The sequence below is a fragment of the Nonomuraea sp. NPDC059194 genome (genome assembly GCF_042754765.1).
GTDB lineage: Bacteria > Actinomycetota > Actinomycetes > Streptosporangiales > Streptosporangiaceae > Nonomuraea.
Window position 1 is genome coordinate 231,546 of sequence record NZ_JBHZBH010000005.1, and the last position, 15,849, is coordinate 247,394.

14 protein-coding genes and 1 pseudogene are annotated in these 15,849 nt (G+C 70.3%); 9 read left to right on the forward strand and 6 right to left on the reverse strand.

What is annotated here, in order from left to right; genetic code table 11:
* Positions 1-177 precede the first annotated feature (177 nt).
* Both ACFXJ8_RS10045 and ACFXJ8_RS10050 read left to right on the forward strand, forming a co-directional pair.
* Positions 178-807, forward strand: a pseudogene (locus ACFXJ8_RS10045) (ATP-binding cassette domain-containing protein); the annotation flags it as partial.
* A 74-nt stretch (positions 808-881) separates the two neighbouring features.
* Positions 882-1,643: an ABC transporter permease gene (locus ACFXJ8_RS10050; RefSeq protein ID WP_379643479.1), complete on the forward strand. Its 762-nt coding sequence runs from the start codon at positions 882-884 to the stop codon at positions 1,641-1,643.
* A 329-nt stretch (positions 1,644-1,972) separates the two neighbouring features.
* Here the strand turns inward: ACFXJ8_RS10050 and ACFXJ8_RS10055 are convergent, their stop codons facing one another.
* Together ACFXJ8_RS10055 and dapA are read right to left on the reverse strand one after the other, a co-directional pair.
* Positions 1,973-3,658: a ribonuclease J gene (locus tag ACFXJ8_RS10055; RefSeq protein WP_379643480.1), complete on the reverse strand. Its 1,686-nt coding sequence runs from the start codon at positions 3,656-3,658 to the stop codon at positions 1,973-1,975.
* A 59-nt stretch (positions 3,659-3,717) separates the two neighbouring features.
* Positions 3,718-4,632: a 4-hydroxy-tetrahydrodipicolinate synthase gene (dapA, locus tag ACFXJ8_RS10060; protein WP_379643481.1), complete on the reverse strand. Its 915-nt coding sequence runs from the start codon at positions 4,630-4,632 to the stop codon at positions 3,718-3,720.
* A gap of 833 nt (positions 4,633-5,465) precedes the next feature.
* Between dapA and ACFXJ8_RS10065 the strand changes: the two genes are divergently transcribed.
* The gene (locus tag ACFXJ8_RS10065; RefSeq protein WP_379643482.1) at positions 5,466-6,188 is read left to right on the forward strand and encodes a GntR family transcriptional regulator; all 723 of its coding nucleotides are present in this window, start codon (positions 5,466-5,468) and stop codon (positions 6,186-6,188) included.
* A gap of 309 nt (positions 6,189-6,497) precedes the next feature.
* Positions 6,498-7,238 carry a RadC family protein gene (locus tag ACFXJ8_RS10070; RefSeq protein WP_379643483.1) on the forward strand — a complete coding sequence of 247 codons (741 nt, stop codon included), beginning with the start codon at positions 6,498-6,500 and terminating at the stop codon, positions 7,236-7,238.
* 1,226 nt (positions 7,239-8,464) lie between these two features.
* On the opposite strand, the gene ACFXJ8_RS10075 is transcribed toward ACFXJ8_RS10070, so the two are convergent.
* Complete coding sequence (locus tag ACFXJ8_RS10075) at positions 8,465-8,965, reverse strand: hypothetical protein (protein WP_379643484.1); 501 nt, start codon at positions 8,963-8,965, stop codon at positions 8,465-8,467.
* 108 nt (positions 8,966-9,073) lie between these two features.
* On the opposite strand from ACFXJ8_RS10075, the gene ACFXJ8_RS10080 reads away from it, so the two are divergent.
* Positions 9,074-9,562 (forward strand): GntR family transcriptional regulator, encoded by a 489-nt coding sequence (locus ACFXJ8_RS10080; RefSeq protein ID WP_379643485.1) that lies wholly within the window; start codon positions 9,074-9,076, stop codon positions 9,560-9,562.
* Positions 9,563-9,588: 26 nt separating this feature from the next.
* Positions 9,589-10,077: a GntR family transcriptional regulator gene (locus ACFXJ8_RS10085; protein WP_379643486.1), complete on the forward strand. Its 489-nt coding sequence runs from the start codon at positions 9,589-9,591 to the stop codon at positions 10,075-10,077.
* Here ACFXJ8_RS10085 and ACFXJ8_RS10090 read toward each other — a convergent pair.
* The 3 genes from ACFXJ8_RS10090 to ACFXJ8_RS10100 all read right to left on the reverse strand — a co-directional run bounded on the left by ACFXJ8_RS10090 (position 10,063) and on the right by ACFXJ8_RS10100 (position 12,738).
* Complete coding sequence (locus ACFXJ8_RS10090) at positions 10,063-10,470, reverse strand: ASCH domain-containing protein (protein WP_379643487.1); 408 nt, start codon at positions 10,468-10,470, stop codon at positions 10,063-10,065. The genes ACFXJ8_RS10085 and ACFXJ8_RS10090 overlap by 15 nt on opposite strands.
* A 266-nt stretch (positions 10,471-10,736) precedes the next feature.
* Entirely contained in the window at positions 10,737-11,759 is a 1,023-nt protein-coding gene (locus ACFXJ8_RS10095) for a hypothetical protein (RefSeq protein ID WP_379643488.1), read from the reverse strand.
* A 55-nt stretch (positions 11,760-11,814) separates the two neighbouring features.
* Positions 11,815-12,738 (reverse strand): DMT family transporter, encoded by a 924-nt coding sequence (locus ACFXJ8_RS10100; RefSeq protein ID WP_379643489.1) that lies wholly within the window; start codon positions 12,736-12,738, stop codon positions 11,815-11,817.
* Here ACFXJ8_RS10100 and ACFXJ8_RS10105 point away from each other — a divergent pair.
* The 3 genes from ACFXJ8_RS10105 (at position 12,737) to ACFXJ8_RS10115 (ending at position 15,771) form a co-directional block, all read left to right on the forward strand.
* Positions 12,737-14,134: a PLP-dependent aminotransferase family protein gene (locus ACFXJ8_RS10105; RefSeq protein WP_379643490.1), complete on the forward strand. Its 1,398-nt coding sequence runs from the start codon at positions 12,737-12,739 to the stop codon at positions 14,132-14,134. The two genes, ACFXJ8_RS10100 and ACFXJ8_RS10105, sit on opposite strands and share 2 nt — an antisense overlap.
* A gap of 153 nt (positions 14,135-14,287) precedes the next feature.
* Positions 14,288-14,896, forward strand: coding sequence for a GNAT family N-acetyltransferase (locus ACFXJ8_RS10110; protein ID WP_379643491.1), 609 nt, complete (start codon positions 14,288-14,290; stop codon positions 14,894-14,896).
* Positions 14,896-15,771, forward strand: a complete 876-nt coding sequence (locus ACFXJ8_RS10115; RefSeq protein WP_379643492.1) for a 1,4-dihydroxy-2-naphthoate polyprenyltransferase — start codon at positions 14,896-14,898, stop codon at positions 15,769-15,771. The genes ACFXJ8_RS10110 and ACFXJ8_RS10115 overlap by 1 nt, the downstream gene beginning before the upstream one ends.
* Positions 15,772-15,849 lie beyond the last annotated feature (78 nt).

Below are 15,849 nucleotides of genomic sequence, written 5' to 3' on the forward strand. Positions count from 1 at the left end.
CGACCGCGCCAAGCCGCGTCATACCCAGGTCCGATGTGCCAGCCGCGAGCCGTACCCGACCCTGAAGGTGAAATCCACGCCCCGCACGCTATCCCGCGACCACACCAAGCCACGTCATACCCAGGTCCGATGCGCCGACCGCGGGCCGTACCCGACCGTGCAGGGGTGATCGAAGTAATGAGACTGACCAAGCAGTACGGCGCGACGCGCGCCGTCGACCGCCTGTCGTTCACCGTCGAGCCGGGACACGTCACCGGATTCCTCGGCCCGAACGGCGCGGGCAAGTCCACGACGATGCGAGTGCTCCTCGGCCTCGACGCGCCCACCTCGGGCCAGGCCCTGGTCAACGGCCGCCACTATGCCGGCCTGCGCAGGCCGTTGCACGAGGTGGGCGCGCTGCTCGACGCCAACGCCCTGCATCCGGGAAGGAGCGCCTACAACCACCTGCTCAGCCTGGCCCTCACCAACGGCATCGGCCCCGTCCGCGTCGCCGAGGTCCTCGAACGCGTCGGCCTGGCGGGGGTGGCCCGCAAGAGGGCGGGCGGGTTCTCGCTCGGCATGAAGCAGCGGCTCGGCATCGCCGCAGCCCTGCTCGGCGATCCTGGCGTGCTGATGTTCGACGAGCCGGTCAACGGGCTCGACCCCGACGGCGTCCGCTGGATCCGCGACCTCATGCGTTCGCTGGCCGCCGAGGGCAGGACCGTCCTGCTGTCCAGCCACCTCATGAGCGAGATGGCGCTGACCGCCGACCGGATCGTCATCGTCGGCAGGGGCCGCCTCATCGCCGAGGCCGCCATGAAGGACCTCACCGACGGCTACGACTCGCTGGAGTCGGCCTACCTCGCCCTCACCGCGGGCAGCGTCGAGTACGGAGCCACCCGATGATCGCCGCGGAGTGGCTGAAGCTCCGCTCGATCCGGTCCAGCCACCTGCTGCTGGGGCTCAGCCTCGCAGCGATCCCGCTCGCCGTCGCGGTGGCGTGGTCGGCGATCGGCATGTACGACAGCGCCACCCCCGCCATGCGACGCACCGCGCGGATCGCGGAGCTCGAGGAGGTGGTGCTGATCGTCCCGCAACTGTGCATGGGGATCATGGGGGTGCTGGCGATCACCTCCGAGTACGCCACGGGGCTGATCAGGACCAGCCTCGCCCTCGTGCCGCGCCGCTGGCCGGTGCTGACGGCCAAGTCGGCGGTCGTGGGCGGGCTCGGGCTCGTCGTCGGGCCGGTCGTGGTGTTCGCGACGTATGCGGTGACGGCGGCGATGCTGGACGGGCGGTTTCCCGTGGCCCCGTTAGCCGAGCGGTGGCCGACGCTGGTGGCCTCGTCGGTGACGGTGGCGGTGTTCGCGCTGCTCGGGCTGGGGCTCGGCGCGGTCCTGCGGTCAGCGGCGGGGGCGATCGCGGTGCTGGTGGGGCTCGTCTACGTGATCCCGATCGTGGTGGGGAACCTGCCCGAGCCGTGGAGCGAGCGCCTGGGATCGGTGATGATCGGTGCGCTTCCGCGGGAGATCACGGGGGCGGACCTGACGTCGTCGGTGTACGGGGCGCTGCTGCCGCCGGTGGTGGCGGGGGTGGTGCTGGCGCTGTACGCGGTGGCGCCGGTGGCTGCGGGGCTGCTGCTCCTCCGCCACCGCGACGCCTGACCCCGGACCCGCTCCTTAGTTAGTGGCCGCCACGCCTGACCGGCGTTCTGCGTATGACGCCTGCGCCCGCCGTACCCACCCCATGACCTCGGCCCGAGGCCACCCGACGGACCGCGCGAGCGCGGCAGGGGCGGCCCTACCGGAACCTCACTCGCAAACGCGCGCGGGCGACGGAGCCTGGTCCCTCGGCTGAAGGCGTGGGCCGCCCGACCGTGACCCCACGCGACGTGCGCGCGGAACGAGCCGGGCTTCCGGGTGGGAGGCGAGAGCTGCCCGGCCGCGACCCCACTCGCGACATGCGCGCGTAGGGGCACGGCCGGGAAAGCGGGTCAGACCTCGACGACCACCGGGATGATCATCGGGCGGCGACGGTAGGTGTCGCTCACCCAGCGTCCGACCGTCCTGCGGACCACGCGGCGGATCTGCTGCATGTCCACCACCCCGTCGGCGGCGCTCTGCTCGATCGCCTTCTCGATCACCGGGATGATCTCCTCGAACCGCTCGGAGTCGATGCCCGACCCGCGCGCGTGGATCTCCGGCCCCGCGGTGAGCTTGCCGGTGTTGGAGTCGACCACTACGACGACCGAGATGAACCCCTCGTCGCCGAGGATGCGCCGGTCCTTCAGCGACGTGTCGGTGATCTCGCCGACCGAGGTGCCGTCGACGTAGACGTACCCGGCCTGCACCGCGCCAGCGATCTTCGCCCGACCGTCGACCAGGTCGACCACGACGCCGTCCTCGGCGATCACGATGTGGTCGTCGGGCACGCCGGTCAGCGCGGCAAGTTTGGCGTGCGCCCGCAGGTGCCGCCACTCGCCGTGCACGGGCATGAAGTTCGACGGACGCGTCAGGTTGAGCACATACAGCAGCTCACCGGCCGCCGCGTGCCCCGACACGTGCACCTTCGCGTTGCCCTTGTGGACCACGCGCGCGCCCCACCTGGTCAGCCCGTTGATGACCTTGTTGACCGCGGTCTCGTTGCCCGGCACCAGCGAGGAGGCCAGCAGCACGGTGTCGCCGGACGCGATGCGGATCGCGTGGTCGCGGTTGGCCATGCGCGACAGCGCCGCCATCGGCTCGCCCTGCGAACCCGTGCAGATCAGCACGACGTCCTCCGGCGGCCACTCCTCGATGTCGCGGGAGTCGACGATCAGACCCGGCGGCACATGGAGGTAGCCGAGGTCGCGGGCCACGCCCATGTTGCGCACCATCGACCGGCCGACGAGCGCGACCTTGCGGCCGTGCTTCTGGGCGGCGTCGATCACCTGCTGGATGCGGTGCACATGGGAGGCGAAGCTCGCCACGATCACGCGCTTGGACGAGGTGCGGATCACCTCGTCGATGACCGGGCCGATCTCCCGCTCGGAGGTGACGAACCCGGGCACCTCGGCGTTGGTCGAATCGGACATCAGCAGATCGACGCCCTCGGAGCCGAGCCTGGCGAACCCGCCCAGGTCGGTCAGCCGCCCGTCGCTGGGCAACTGGTCCATCCTGAAGTCGCCGGTGTGCAGGACGATGCCCGCCGGCGTGCGCACGGCGACGGCGAGCGCGTCGGGGATGGAGTGGTTGACCGCGAAGAACTCGCAGTCGAACGGCCCGAACTTGCGCCGCTCCCCCTCCACGACCTGCACCTTCTCCGGCTGGATGCGGTGCTCGGTGAGCTTGGCCTCGATGAAGGCCAGCGTCAGCTTCGAACCGACGAGCGGGATGTCGCGCCGTTCACGCAGGAGGTACGGCACGGCGCCGATGTGGTCCTCGTGGCCGTGCGTCAGGATCACCGCCTCGACGTCGTCGAGGCGGTCCCTGATGTACTCGAAGTCGGGCAGGATCAGGTCGACGCCCGGCTGCTCGGGATCGGGGAACAGGACCCCGCAGTCGACGATCAGCAGCCGGCCTTCGTACTCGAAGACCGCCATGTTCCGGCCGATCTCCCCGAGACCGCCGAGCGCCACGATGCGCAATCCGCCATCGGGTAGCGGCGGCGGGGGACCGAGTTCCGGATGCGGGTGGCTCATACGCTGCCCCCAGGTCGGTTAAATCGTGCGCTCAATATCTCCGTTCCTCCCCGTTTCCATCAGTCGACCAACTTCACTCCGCCGGCCACGAGGCACGCCCGCAGCTCGGCGATCTGCTCTTGGGTGGCCTCCGCCAGAGGAGGCCGCATCGGGCCGACAGGGCGGCCCGTCAGACCGAGTGCCGCCTTGACCATGATCGCGCCCCCGGCCCGGTTCATGATCCCGTCGATCACGGGCAGCAGCTGCCGGTGGACGGCCCTCGCCCGCGCGACCTCGCCCGCGCGGTGCAGCTCGATCATCTTGGCCAGCTCGGCGCCCACCACGTGGCCCACCACGCTCACGAACCCCGCCGCGCCCACCGACAGCCACGGCAGGTTCAGCGCGTCGTCGCCCGAGTAGAAGACTAGGTCAGTGGCCATCATCACCATGGAGCCGGCGAACAGGTCGCCCTTCGCGTCCTTCACGGCCACGATCCGCTCGTGCTGCGACAGCCTGATCAGCGTATCGCTGTGGATGGGGACGCCGGTGCGGCCTGGAATGTCATAGAGCATCACGGGCAGCGGCGTCGCGTCGGCGACGGCCGTGAAGTGCCGGTAGATGCCCTCCTGCGGCGGCTTGTTGTAGTACGGCGTCACCACGAGCAGGCCGTGGGCGCCGGCCCGCGCGGCCTGCCTGGCCAGTTCGATGGTGTGGTGGGTGTCGTTCGTGCCGACCCCGGCGACGACGGTCGCCCTGTCGCCCACGGCCTCCAGCACGACCCTCAGCAGGCGCTCCTTCTCGGCGTCGCTGGTGGTCGGCGACTCCCCGGTGGTGCCGCTGACGATCAGACCGTCGTTGCGCTGCTCGTCGACCAGGTAGGTGGCCAGTTCGCGCGCATTGTCGTAGTCGACGGCGCCGTCGACGGTGAACGGCGTGACCATGGCGGTCAGCATGCGGCCGAAGGGGGCTTCGGAGGTGCGAGAGGGCGATCCCATAGTGCGAACGGTACCCGGATTCCCTCATGTCCCGAACCCCGCCACCCCCATAACGGCATTTCCGAGCCCTTGTCCGGCGCCTCTGGGTCTCCGCCCCCCTGCCATCGAAGGGCGCCATCCCCCGTTGCCTCAACCCGCTTCCCTGCGGCGGGGGTCCCGGCCTTCCGCCTGCCTTCCGGGCTGCGCGGATCTCCGCCTTCCGTCCGCCTTCCCGGCGGTGTGGATGGCCTTCCTTCCGCTTTCCCGGCTGCACGGGTCCCGGCCTTACGTCCGCGCGGATCTTCACCGTCCCCCGGTCTGTACGGCAGGCCGGGTCAAGGCCACCGTGGTCACCGCCTGACGCCCGTCCATCACGCCACTCCGGCGGGACTCCGGCGGGCCGCCGTCACGTCGCCCGTCGCAGGTCACCGCTTTTCCGCCCGCGTAGCCTTCCTTGGTGGGGGCCTTCCGTTGGGGTGCCCGGCCACGCGCGCTCGGTGACGCGTATCCCTCGACAGACGCCGGCCACGTGCCCAGGGCGGCGCGTTGGGCGGCTTGCCGTACGGGATGGGGGTTGTGGACCGGAAGGTCCGCGCATTGCGAGTAGGACGGCATGGGGGGTTGGAGGCGGAAAGGTCCGCGCATTGGAAGAGGTCGCCGATATGTGCTCGGGGGTACACACATCGACGACCTCTACCGGAGAATCGGTGCACCTTACGCCCGCGTTACAGAGTTCTCAGAATATTTTTCCAATCGCCCAAAGTTGGAGCTCCAAGTACATTCGATGACGGTGGGTTACCTGTCGAATACGGCAACATGGGGCAACGCCTCACAGCAACCTCAGGGATGGACTAGTGGCAAGTTCCGATCCGGTCTACCTGCGCGTCGTCGAAGACATTCGGCGGCAGATCAACGACGGCACCCTTCCCCCCGGCGCGCCCATTCCCTCACGGGCGCAGCTGACCCGCAAATACCAGGTCGGCGAGACCGCCGCCCGCCACGCGCTCCGCGTCCTGGCCGGCGAAGGGCTCATCTTCGGCCGGGTGGGTTCGGGACACTATGTCAGGGAGCGCCCAGATCTCGCTCCCCTGCATCGTTGGCGCTTCCACGATCACCAGGCCCCCTTCGCGGCCGACCTGCAGAGCCAGGGCAGACGTGTCACCTGGGACTGGCACAGCGAACCCGTGGAAGCCACTCCCGAGATCGCCCAGCGCCTCCGCGTCGAGGAGTCGACCACCCTCACCAGGACCCACTACGTGTTCCGCGGCGACGGCAAACCCCTCCAACTCGCCACGTCCTACGAACCGCTCGAGTTCGCGCCCCACTCGGACGAGGAACGCCGCGGCCTGATCGGCCGGCTCTCCTCCTACGGGATCAAGGTGACGGAGATCGTCGAGAGCGTGCACACCCGGGTCCCCCGTCCCGCCGAGATCGACGCCCTCGACCTCGCCGCGGGGGTCCACGTCCTGCACCTCAAACGCACCCACTGGGCCGGCGAACGTCCCGTGGAGACGAGCGACATCGTGGTCCCAGGCGACCGCTTTGAAATCGTCTACAGCATGGCCGTGCACCTTTAGTCCGACCGCGACCGGCACCCGGACGGCGCCCCACCCCCGCGCCGTCCGCCCCGCGAACACACCCGCCCGGACGGCACCCCTCACCTCCCCGGCGTCCCCACCTCGCCGACATGGTCGCCCGACCCTCGCGGGCCTGACCCTCCGGACGCCGCGGAGGTGACCTCCGGACCCGGCGGACATGACCTCCCTGCCGCCGCAGACATGATCATCCCGGGTGCGGCGGCTGACGGCGCCGGACCCCACCGCATGGGCCGCGCTTTTGTCGGTGCCCGCTGGTAAACCTGCAGGGTGCCGATCCGGAGGTGCCGATTGCGCGTCAAGGACTTGCCCGTCACCGACCGTCCGCGCGAGCGCCTGCTCGCCGGCGGTGCCGCAGCGCTGGCCGACAGGGAACTGCTCGCCCTCCTCCTCGGCCACGGCACCAGGGAGAGCAACGCCGTCGACCTCGCCGCCGAGCTCATCGCCCACTGCGGCGACCTGGGCGAGCTGGCCCGATCCGATGCCCATCGCCTGCTCGCCGTCCCCGGCGTCGGCCCCGCCAAGGCGGCCCGCATCGCCGCGGCCTTCCATCTCGTACGGCGAGCGCAGGAGGGCCCGGCCCGCGCCAGGATCACCTCGTCCGGCGACCTCGCCGCCCAAGCCGCGCCGTTCCTCCGCGGACACCCTCGGGAACGCCTGGTGGTCGTGATCTGCGACCCGCGCGGCTCGGTCCTGCGCCGGGTCCTGATGACCGAGGGCGGCGCCGACCACACGCCCGCTCCGGTCCGCGAGATCATCACCACGGTCCTCACCTCAGGGGGTGCGGCGTTCGGCGTGGCCCACAACCACCCAAGCGGCTCCCTCGACCCGAGCGAGTCCGACCTGGCCGCCACACAACGCCTCGCGGAGGCCGCCGACACGGTGGGGTTGCGCTTCCTCGACCACGTGATCGTCACCGACACCGCCTGGCGCCGCGTCCCCCTCCCCCCACGGCCGGAAGTACCGGCCGAACACCCGACAGGCCTCCGGGAACCTCACCCCGGAAACCCATCGACCCGTTCGCCCGGCTGACCCCTTTTTCGCGGTGGGCGGGGAAACGAGCACGCCCGCTAACAACCCCGCTGACCCCTTCGCGGTGAGCGGGGACCGAACACGCCCGCCAGCACCCCGCTCCCCACGAACGAGAACGGTGGACACCCCGCCCTCGCGCAGGAGAACGCCCGGCGGACCCGGACAGCCGCCCCATGCGACCCGAGGTCCGCCGAGCGTCCTCAGCACAGCCCGTCTCCCCCGACGGAGACACGGCCGCGCGCTCCAGAAAGTCACGCACTCCGCGACGAACAACCGTCACGACACAGCGCCCCGGCGAGCCGCGCCGTGGTGCGCCCGGCCCGCCGGAGGTGGCCTCTGGGGACGGTGACGGACGACACCGGCGACGACTCCCCAGAGGCCAGATGCCTCGGGCGGACGAGCGAACAACCCGCCCGAGGCACGACTGAAACCGCCCAGGTGGTCCCGCAACGCAGGCGGGACCACCCTCGTGCAGCTCCAGCGGGCCGCGCCTGACCCGCCGGAGACGTCCTCTCGCAGAAACGGCTGACCTAAGGGGATGGCCCTGCGAGAGGTCGCGCGCCCGGAGCGGGAGGGTCATCGGCTCCCGCCCAAGGCGAGTTGTGGGCCTCTGCGGAGCTGTGAGGACATCGGTGATGAGCTCTACAGAGGCCGGGCGCCTCGGGCGGGAGAGTGAACGTCCCGCCCGAGACACGTTCTATGGCGAAGGTGAGCCCCGCCCCTGGGAGCGCGGGGCCACCCGTCTCTCCTCCGGCGGGCCGTGCCTAACCTGCCGGAGGCGGCCATTCGCAGGGGCTGATCCAGGGGATGGCCCCTGCGAGAGGCCGAGCGCCTCGGGCGGGAGAGTGAGCCTTACCCGAGGCACGATCAAGAACCCAGGACCCTGGAGTCGGTCCCGCGCGACGCGACGCGGGACCGATCCCGAACTACTCCGGAGGGCCGGGCCCAGCCCTCCGAAGTGGCCTCTCACAGGGGCAACGAACCTGGGATGACCCCTGTGAGAGGCCGTGCACCTCGGGTGGCAGGGCACCGTACCCGAGGTACGACCAGCAAGGCCGGGGACACCTCTCAGTCCCACCGGCCACGATGAACACCGCCCTCGGACAGACCGAGCATCGGCATCCACCAGCCCCATGACTGCACTCCGGACCGATGGCGTCCGAGCCGAGGAGCCTGTCGAACGCCCATCAGATGCCTCCGCCACACGACCACCCTCCAGAACATGATCATCGAGCCTCCCCACGGAGCAGGCTTTGCCAGAGCGCCTCCACCTGCGCGGTTCGCAGCCACGGCGACTCATGCACCACGGTCACGCCCTTCGCTCGGCTCGTCCGCCGGATGAACATCAGCCCAGCCGCCTGACAGAGCTCGTAGGACACCGGCGCGCAACTGCACGTGTGTGCCCTGACCCGCACCCGCGTAGCTCGCGGCGCACTGGGTGACCAGTGGATCCGCTTGTGCTTGTCCGCTACCTCGGCAATGTGCCTGCCGACGCAGTCGAGTTCCTCCGCGACGCCCTTCTCCACGCCAGGAGAAGGCGCCTCCACTTCCATGGGTCGCAACAACGGCGACTCATGAACCACGGCCATGTACTTGTCCGTCACCTCGGCAATGTGCCGACCCACGCAGTCGAGTTCCTCGCCGACACCCATCTCCACACCAGGAGAAGGCACCTCCACTTCGGCGGTTCGCAGCCACTGGTCCTCCTGGTTCAGGTTGTCGGCCACGATTTGACTATAGGGCAGCCGTATCTCTGGGTCTACCTACTCCTATCTATAGGCTCAATTGAACGTCTGCTTTGTACGGCCATGTACCTTTTCGTCTATAGTTCGAGTGTGCTTGACCGAGACGGACCCGTACCCATCTACAAGCAGGTCGCCGATCTGATCCGCGCCCGCATAGCGAGTGGCGACCTCAAGCCAGGCGAGCCCGTCCCCAGCGAGGCCCAACTCGAGGCCGACTACGAGATCGCGCGCACCACGGCACGGCGAGTCGCCCGCGAACTGCGCGAACAGGGCGTCGTCTACACGATCCAGGGCGAGGGAACCTTCGTCGGCGAGCCGGGCATTCCGCGAGCCCCTCGCAAGACGCCGATGTACCAGAAGATCGCCGAGGAGCTCGCCGATCTGATCCGTCGCGGCCAGATCCAGCCGAACCGCGCCATCCCCAGCGAGAAGACGCTCATGAAGCAGTACGGCGTCGCCAAGGTGACGGCCCGCCAGGCGGTGGCCCATCTCAGAGAGAAGGGCTGGGCGTTCACGGTCCCCTACCGCGGCACCTACGTGGCGGCGGAGGAGAACTGGCCGGAGGGACGCCTCCGCTAGTCCCATCGCCCGTATATGCTGAGCCCATGCTCGATCCCGATGGTGACACCCATCTCTATCTGCAGATCAGTGAGATCATCCGGTCGCGCATCGTCAACTCCCTCTCCCCGGGCGACCTCGTCGCCAGCGAGGCGGAGTTGCAGCAGGAGTTCGGCGTCGCCCGCACCACAGCTCGACGCGCGATCCGGGCGCTTCGCGACGAGGGCCTCATCTACACCGTGCACGGGCAGGGCAGCTTCGTCGGCGGGCCGGAGCAGGCCCCGCGAGAGCGGGGCAAGACGCCGCTGTTCCGGCAGATCGCGGGGGACATCGAGCGGCAGATCAGAGCGGGCTCCCTGCTTCCCCGGCGGTCGGTTCCCGCCGAGTCGACGCTGGTGCGGCGGTACGGCGTGGCCCGCGAAACGGTTCGCAAGGCGATGGCGTCGCTTCTTGAGCAGGGATGGATCTACACCGTGCCGGCGCGGGGCAGCTACGTCTCGCCGGAGGATTCCTGGCCGACCTCAGAAGGGTCCTGAGCCGACCAGGCGGAAGTTCACGCAGACGATCTCCGTGGTGTCGTCGACCTCGTAGCCGGCGTTGGCCCAGAAGCGGCGGTGGGCCTCGCCCCAGTGCTCGACCGAGCGGAACCCCTCGCCTTCAGATTCGGCGAACTTCCACGTGACCGCCTTGAACGGGACGACCTCGACCGCCGTCACCTCCACCTCGGCGAGCCGGCCGTCGTTGTCGTCGACCAGGACGAGCCGTTCGCCGACGTGCTCGAGCTCCTCGTTCTCCGCGCGGTAGTCGTGTTCGAGCAGGCTCGCCGTGCCGGTCTTGGCGCCGGACAGGACCAGGTCGTTCAGCTGGGTGCGCATATCACCCGGCGTGCCGAGGTCCAGGGTCCTGAGCCCGTCGATTCGTCCCCACACGATCCGCAGCCTACCGGCGCCCGCGGAGGGGCGGCCAGCGGGGCTCGTCGCAGGGGTGGGGGTGAAGGCGTGGGGAAGGGGATCGTGGCGACGGGGGCAGGGAGCTGGCTCGGGCCCCGGCGAGCCGCCCGGGTCCTGTCCGAGCCGCGCGGCCAACTCCCACCGAGAGGTCGCGCGACTCGGACACGCGTGTCAGAAGACCGGATGTCCGAGCCGCGCGGCTGGGACACGCGTGCCAGACGAGCCGCGCGGTCGGGACACGCGCGTCAGAAGACCGGGATGATCTCCTCGGGGTCGATGAAGTCGACCGGCACGCCCTCGATGTCCAGCTCGGGAATGGCGGGGAACTCGATCCCCCATCGTTCGACGATCGCCCGGACCCTGGCCATCGCCACGCGCCAGTTCTCGGCCTGCTCCTCGTACGACAGCACGCCCAGCCCCGCCGTCCGCGCATGGTCCATGAGGACCCGGTGGTTGGCGAGGAAGTACGGCGGCAGGTCCCAGAATCCCTCGGGCGGCTCCCACAGGATCATCGACAGGAACACGAAGCCGGCCCGCAGCTGTCGCGTGATGAGCGAGCGGACGTCGTCGGTGAGCCCCGGCCACTCGTTCTCCAGAATCGTCATGCAGATCTGGAGATGTCGGGACTCGTCGCGGCCGATGCGCTGGAACATCTCGCCGAAGACGGGATGCTTGGTTCCCGACGCCATCCCCCTGAACAGGGTCGACGCCGCCATCTCGCCCATCATGAACGACGTGAACAGCACCGGCAGCGAGTACTTGCCCACGGCCGAGCTGTAGCCGTTCCAGTAGCGCCCGCCGTTGTGGTAGAGCCATCCGATGTTGTTGTGCGCCGCCTTCTCCAGGTCGGTGACGGGCGTCCAGTCGAGCGGCCCGCCCGGCCACAGCTTGGCGATGGTGCGCTGGCAGCACTCCTCGTGGTTCATCTCGTCCCTGGTGATCGAGAAGAAGCACTTGCGGACGGGGTCCTCCTCGTGCTTCTCGAACGCCTGGATGGTCGCGCGGGCGAAGACCGCGGGCCCTGAGGCGTCGAAGTTGGCCAGGACGGCGAACCAATACATGATCCCCAGACGCTGCTCGACGGTGAAGTCGTCGGGGGAGAGCCCGTCCCATGGCAGGTCGGCGGGGTTCCAGACCATGCGCTTGGACTTTTCGTAGATAGCCGCCAGCTTCTCGGTCTCGACCCGCCATTCCATCGGATAGATGTTCGGCTGGGGGATCTCGGGCGCTGGCCAGAATCCGCCTTCGGGGATCGTGAGGTCGGCCATGATTTGTGACACCTCCTGCCCCTATCCTGCGCTGAGGTGTCACGTCTTTCAAGCACTATGTACGGCTTCGCTGCGTGACCGCCACGCACACCAGGACGGCGAGGGCGGCGAGCAGGGTGGCCACGCCGTACCGCTCGCCCATGAGCAGCCACGCCCACACCAGGGTGAGCAGCGGCTGGGTGAGCTGGGTCTGCCCGGCGCGGGCGATGCCGCCCTGGGCCAGGCCCGCGTACCAGGGGATGAAGCCGAGGAACATGGAGATGAGCCCGACGTAGAGGAACCCGCCGACGGAAGCGACGGACAATGACACGGGAGTGGCCAGGCCGAGCGCCACGGACACGGGCAGCGTCACCGGGATCGAGATCACCAGGGCGTAGGAGATGACCTGCCATCCGGGCGTGGTGCGGGCCAGGCGGCCGCCCTCGGTATAGCCCATGGCGGCCGAGAGCAGCGCGGCGACCAGCAGGACGTCGGCGAGGGACACGCTGCCGCCGCCCTGCGAGACGGTGAAGACAGTGATCGCCACGGCTCCGGCCGTACAGGCGACCCAGAACATCGGGCGCGGGCGCTCGCCCGCGCGCCAGACGGCGATGGCGGCGGTGGCGGCGGGAAGCAGGCCGATCACCACGGCGGAGTGGGCGGTTCCTGCGCCCAGGTTCAGTGCCAGGCCGGAGAAGACGGGGAAGCCGAAGACCACGCCCAGAGAGATGATCGCGTAGGAGCCCCACTGGGCGCGCGGCGGCACCAGCGGCAGCCGGGCGGCCTTGAGGCAGGCCAGCGCGACGAGCCCGGCCAGCAGCGCCCGTCCGATCGCCACCAGCCACGGGTCGAAGCCGCGCATCGCGAACACGGTGGCGGGAAACGAGCCGGAGAAGGCCAGCACGCCGAGGAAGGCCAGGAGCGTGCCGCGCCGTGCGTGATCGACCGCGACAGGAACCGTTACTCCGCTGGAAACGATAGCGCTATTGTTGTCTCTCATGAAAGACGATAGCAGTATCGCCCAGATCGCCGCGATGCTGCGCGAGGAGATCGCGGGGCGGCAGCCGGGCGACCGGCTGCCGTCCAGCCGCGAGCTGATGCGCCGCCACGGGGTCAGCCCGGTGACCGTGTCGAGGGCGATCGGGCAGCTGGCCGCCGAGGGCAGGGTCGTCACCAGGCCGGGCAGCGGCGCCTTCGTCGCGCCCAGACCCGCGCGGATCAACGAGGTCTCCGACCTGTCGTGGCAGACGGTGGCGCTCGGCGACAGGGTCATCGACGACTCGGGCGTCACGGCGCTGCTCACCGCGCCGCCCGAGGACGTGATCCCGCTGACCGGCGGCTACCTGAACCCGGCCACGCGGCCCGACAGGCAGCTGTCCGCGGCGGCGTCGCGGGCGGTCAAGCGCCCGGACGCGTGGGCGATGCCCCCGCTGACGGGCGTCCCTGAGCTGCGGGCCTGGTTCGCCAGGCAGGCGGGCGGCGAGGTGACCGCCGCCGACGCGCTGATCGTCAGCGGCGGGCAGGCCGCGCTCAGCCACGCCTTCCGCGCACTGGCCGCCCCCGGCACGACCGTGCTGATGGAGACGCCCACCTACCCTGGCGCGATGGCCGCGGCCAAGGCGGCGGGCCTGCGCACGGCGGCCGTGCCGATGGACCCCGGCGGCGTGCTGCCCGACCTGCTGGCCGAGGCGTTCGCGGTGACGGGCGCGCGGGTGTTCTACTGCCAGCCGACGCTGCACAACCCGACGGGGGCGACGCTCACCGACGAGCGCAGGCAGCAGGTGCTCCAGGTGGCCAGGGCGCACAACGCGTTCGTGATCGAGGACGACTACGCCCGCTACCTGACCGAGCACGCGCCAACGCCGATGATCGCCCTCGACCGTTACGGCACGGTCGTCCACATCGGCTCACTCACCAAGATCCTCGCTCCCAGCCTGCGCCTGGCCGCCGTGATCGCCCGCGGGCCCGCGGCCCGCCGGCTGAGGGCCAGCCAGCTCGTGGAGTCGTTCTTCGTGGCCAGGCCCCTGCAGGAGACGGCGCTGGAGTTCGTCAGCTCCCCCGCCTGGCCCCGCCACCTGGCCGCCGTCCACGCCGAGCTGGCCACGCGCCGCACGGCGCTCCTCACCGCCCTGGCCGCGCTGCTGCCGGAGGCCGAGCCGCACCTGGTGCCGCGCGGCGGCATGCACGTGTGGGTACGGCTGCCGCCGTACGTCGACGAGGACGCGCTGGTGGAGGAGGCGCGCAGGAACGGCGTCCAGGTCAGCCCCGGCCGCATCTACTACCCCGCCGAACCGCCGGGGCCGCGCCTGCGGCTCACGCACAGCGCCGCCGTCCACGTGGCGGAGCTGACCGAGGGGGTGCGCAGGCTGGCCGCCGCCTACGCCCGGTTGACCTGATCAAGCGATTAGCATGGAGACCCGTAACCGGACGAACACCCGCGCTTATCGAGCCAGGCGTCATCGCGAGCCCCGAATCACCGATACGGTGTTACACGTGCCCTCGAGATCCTCCGGTCGCGGGCACAACGGCAGGCGAAGGAGCGGGCCGAGATGGCAGACGTAGGCGTCCGGGCGGCCCGGCGCGAGGATGTGCTCCAGGTTGCGAACACTCAGATCCGCGCCTGGCGCTACGGCTATCGGGACTTCCTGCCCGAGGGGCCGCTTGAGCAGATGACGGGGCCGGCCGCCGAGAAGATGTGGCTGCGCCAGTGGGACGAGGCGATCGTCTCGCCGCCCACGCGCATGCACCGCGTCCTGGTGGCCGTGGAGACCATCCTCGACACCGAGGGCTTTCCCGCGCTCGGCCTGGGCGGCGCCAACGCCCCCGCCACCCCGCGCGGCGGCGAGAAGGTCGTCGGCCTGGCCTCCCACGCCCCCGCCGAAGACCCCGACCTCGACCCGACGGTGACGGCCGAGATGCTGACGCTGCTGGTCGACCCCGACTTCGTCAGGCGCGGCCACGGCAGCCGCCTGCTCAACGCGACCGTCGACTACCTGCGCGAGGACGGCTTCCGCCAGATCGTCACCTGGGTGTTCGCGGAGAACTACGCGGTCCTCGGCTTCCTGGAGTCGGCGGGCTGGGGCGAGGACATGGCCGAACGCGTGCTCGACATGGGCCGTCCGATCCGGATGGTCAGGCTCACGACGGACATCAGCTGATGGCGACGCTCAGCCAGTGGGTGGCCGGCGCGCGCCCGCGCACCCTGCCCAACGCGGTCGTGCCCGTCGTGGTCGGCACCGGCCTGGCGATCGGCGAGGGCAGCCCGATCTGGTGGCGCGCCGTCGTCGCGCTGCTGGTGGCGCTGCTGCTGCAGATCGGCGTCAACTACGCCAACGACTACAGCGACGGTGTCAGGGGCACCGACGACCAGCGGGTGGGCCCGATGCGCCTGGTCGGCTCCGGCGCGGCGGCGCCGCGCGAGGTGCTGACCGCCGCGCTCGGCTGCTTCGCCGCCGCCGCCGTCGCGGGCCTGACGCTGGTGGTCGCCACGCGGGCCTGGTGGGTGCTGCTCGTCGGCGCGGCCGCGATCGCCGCCGCCTGGTTCTACACCGGCGGCAAGCGGCCGTACGGCTACCGCGCGCTCGGCGAGGCGGCCGTCTTCGTCTTCTTCGGCCCCGTCCCCGTGATGGGCACCGCGTTCGTCCAGACGGGCCACCTGTCGTGGGCGGCGCTGGCCGCCTCCATCCCGATCGGCCTGCTGTCGTGCTCGATGCTCGTCATCAACAACCTGCGCGACGTCGTCACCGACGGCCCCGCGGGCAAGCGCACGCTGGCCGTCGTGCTCGGCGCCGAGCGCACCAGGGTGCTGTATACCGTGTGCCTCGTCGCGCCGCTCGTGATCCCGTTGCTGCTGATCCCGTTCACGCCCTTCGCCGCGCTGCCGGTGCTGGCCGCGCCGCTGGCGATCGGCCCGGTGAAGACGGTGCTGTCGGGCGCGACGGGCCCCACGCTCATCGGCGTGCTGCAGGCCACCGGCAAGCTGCAGATGGCCTACGGCCTGCTGTTCGCCGTCGGCTTGGCGATCACCTTGTAGGCGGATACAAACCGCCCGGCCGAGCTCGTATGCGCGGATAAACGGCCTGGTCAGCTCCACCTGGTTCACTGAATCCGG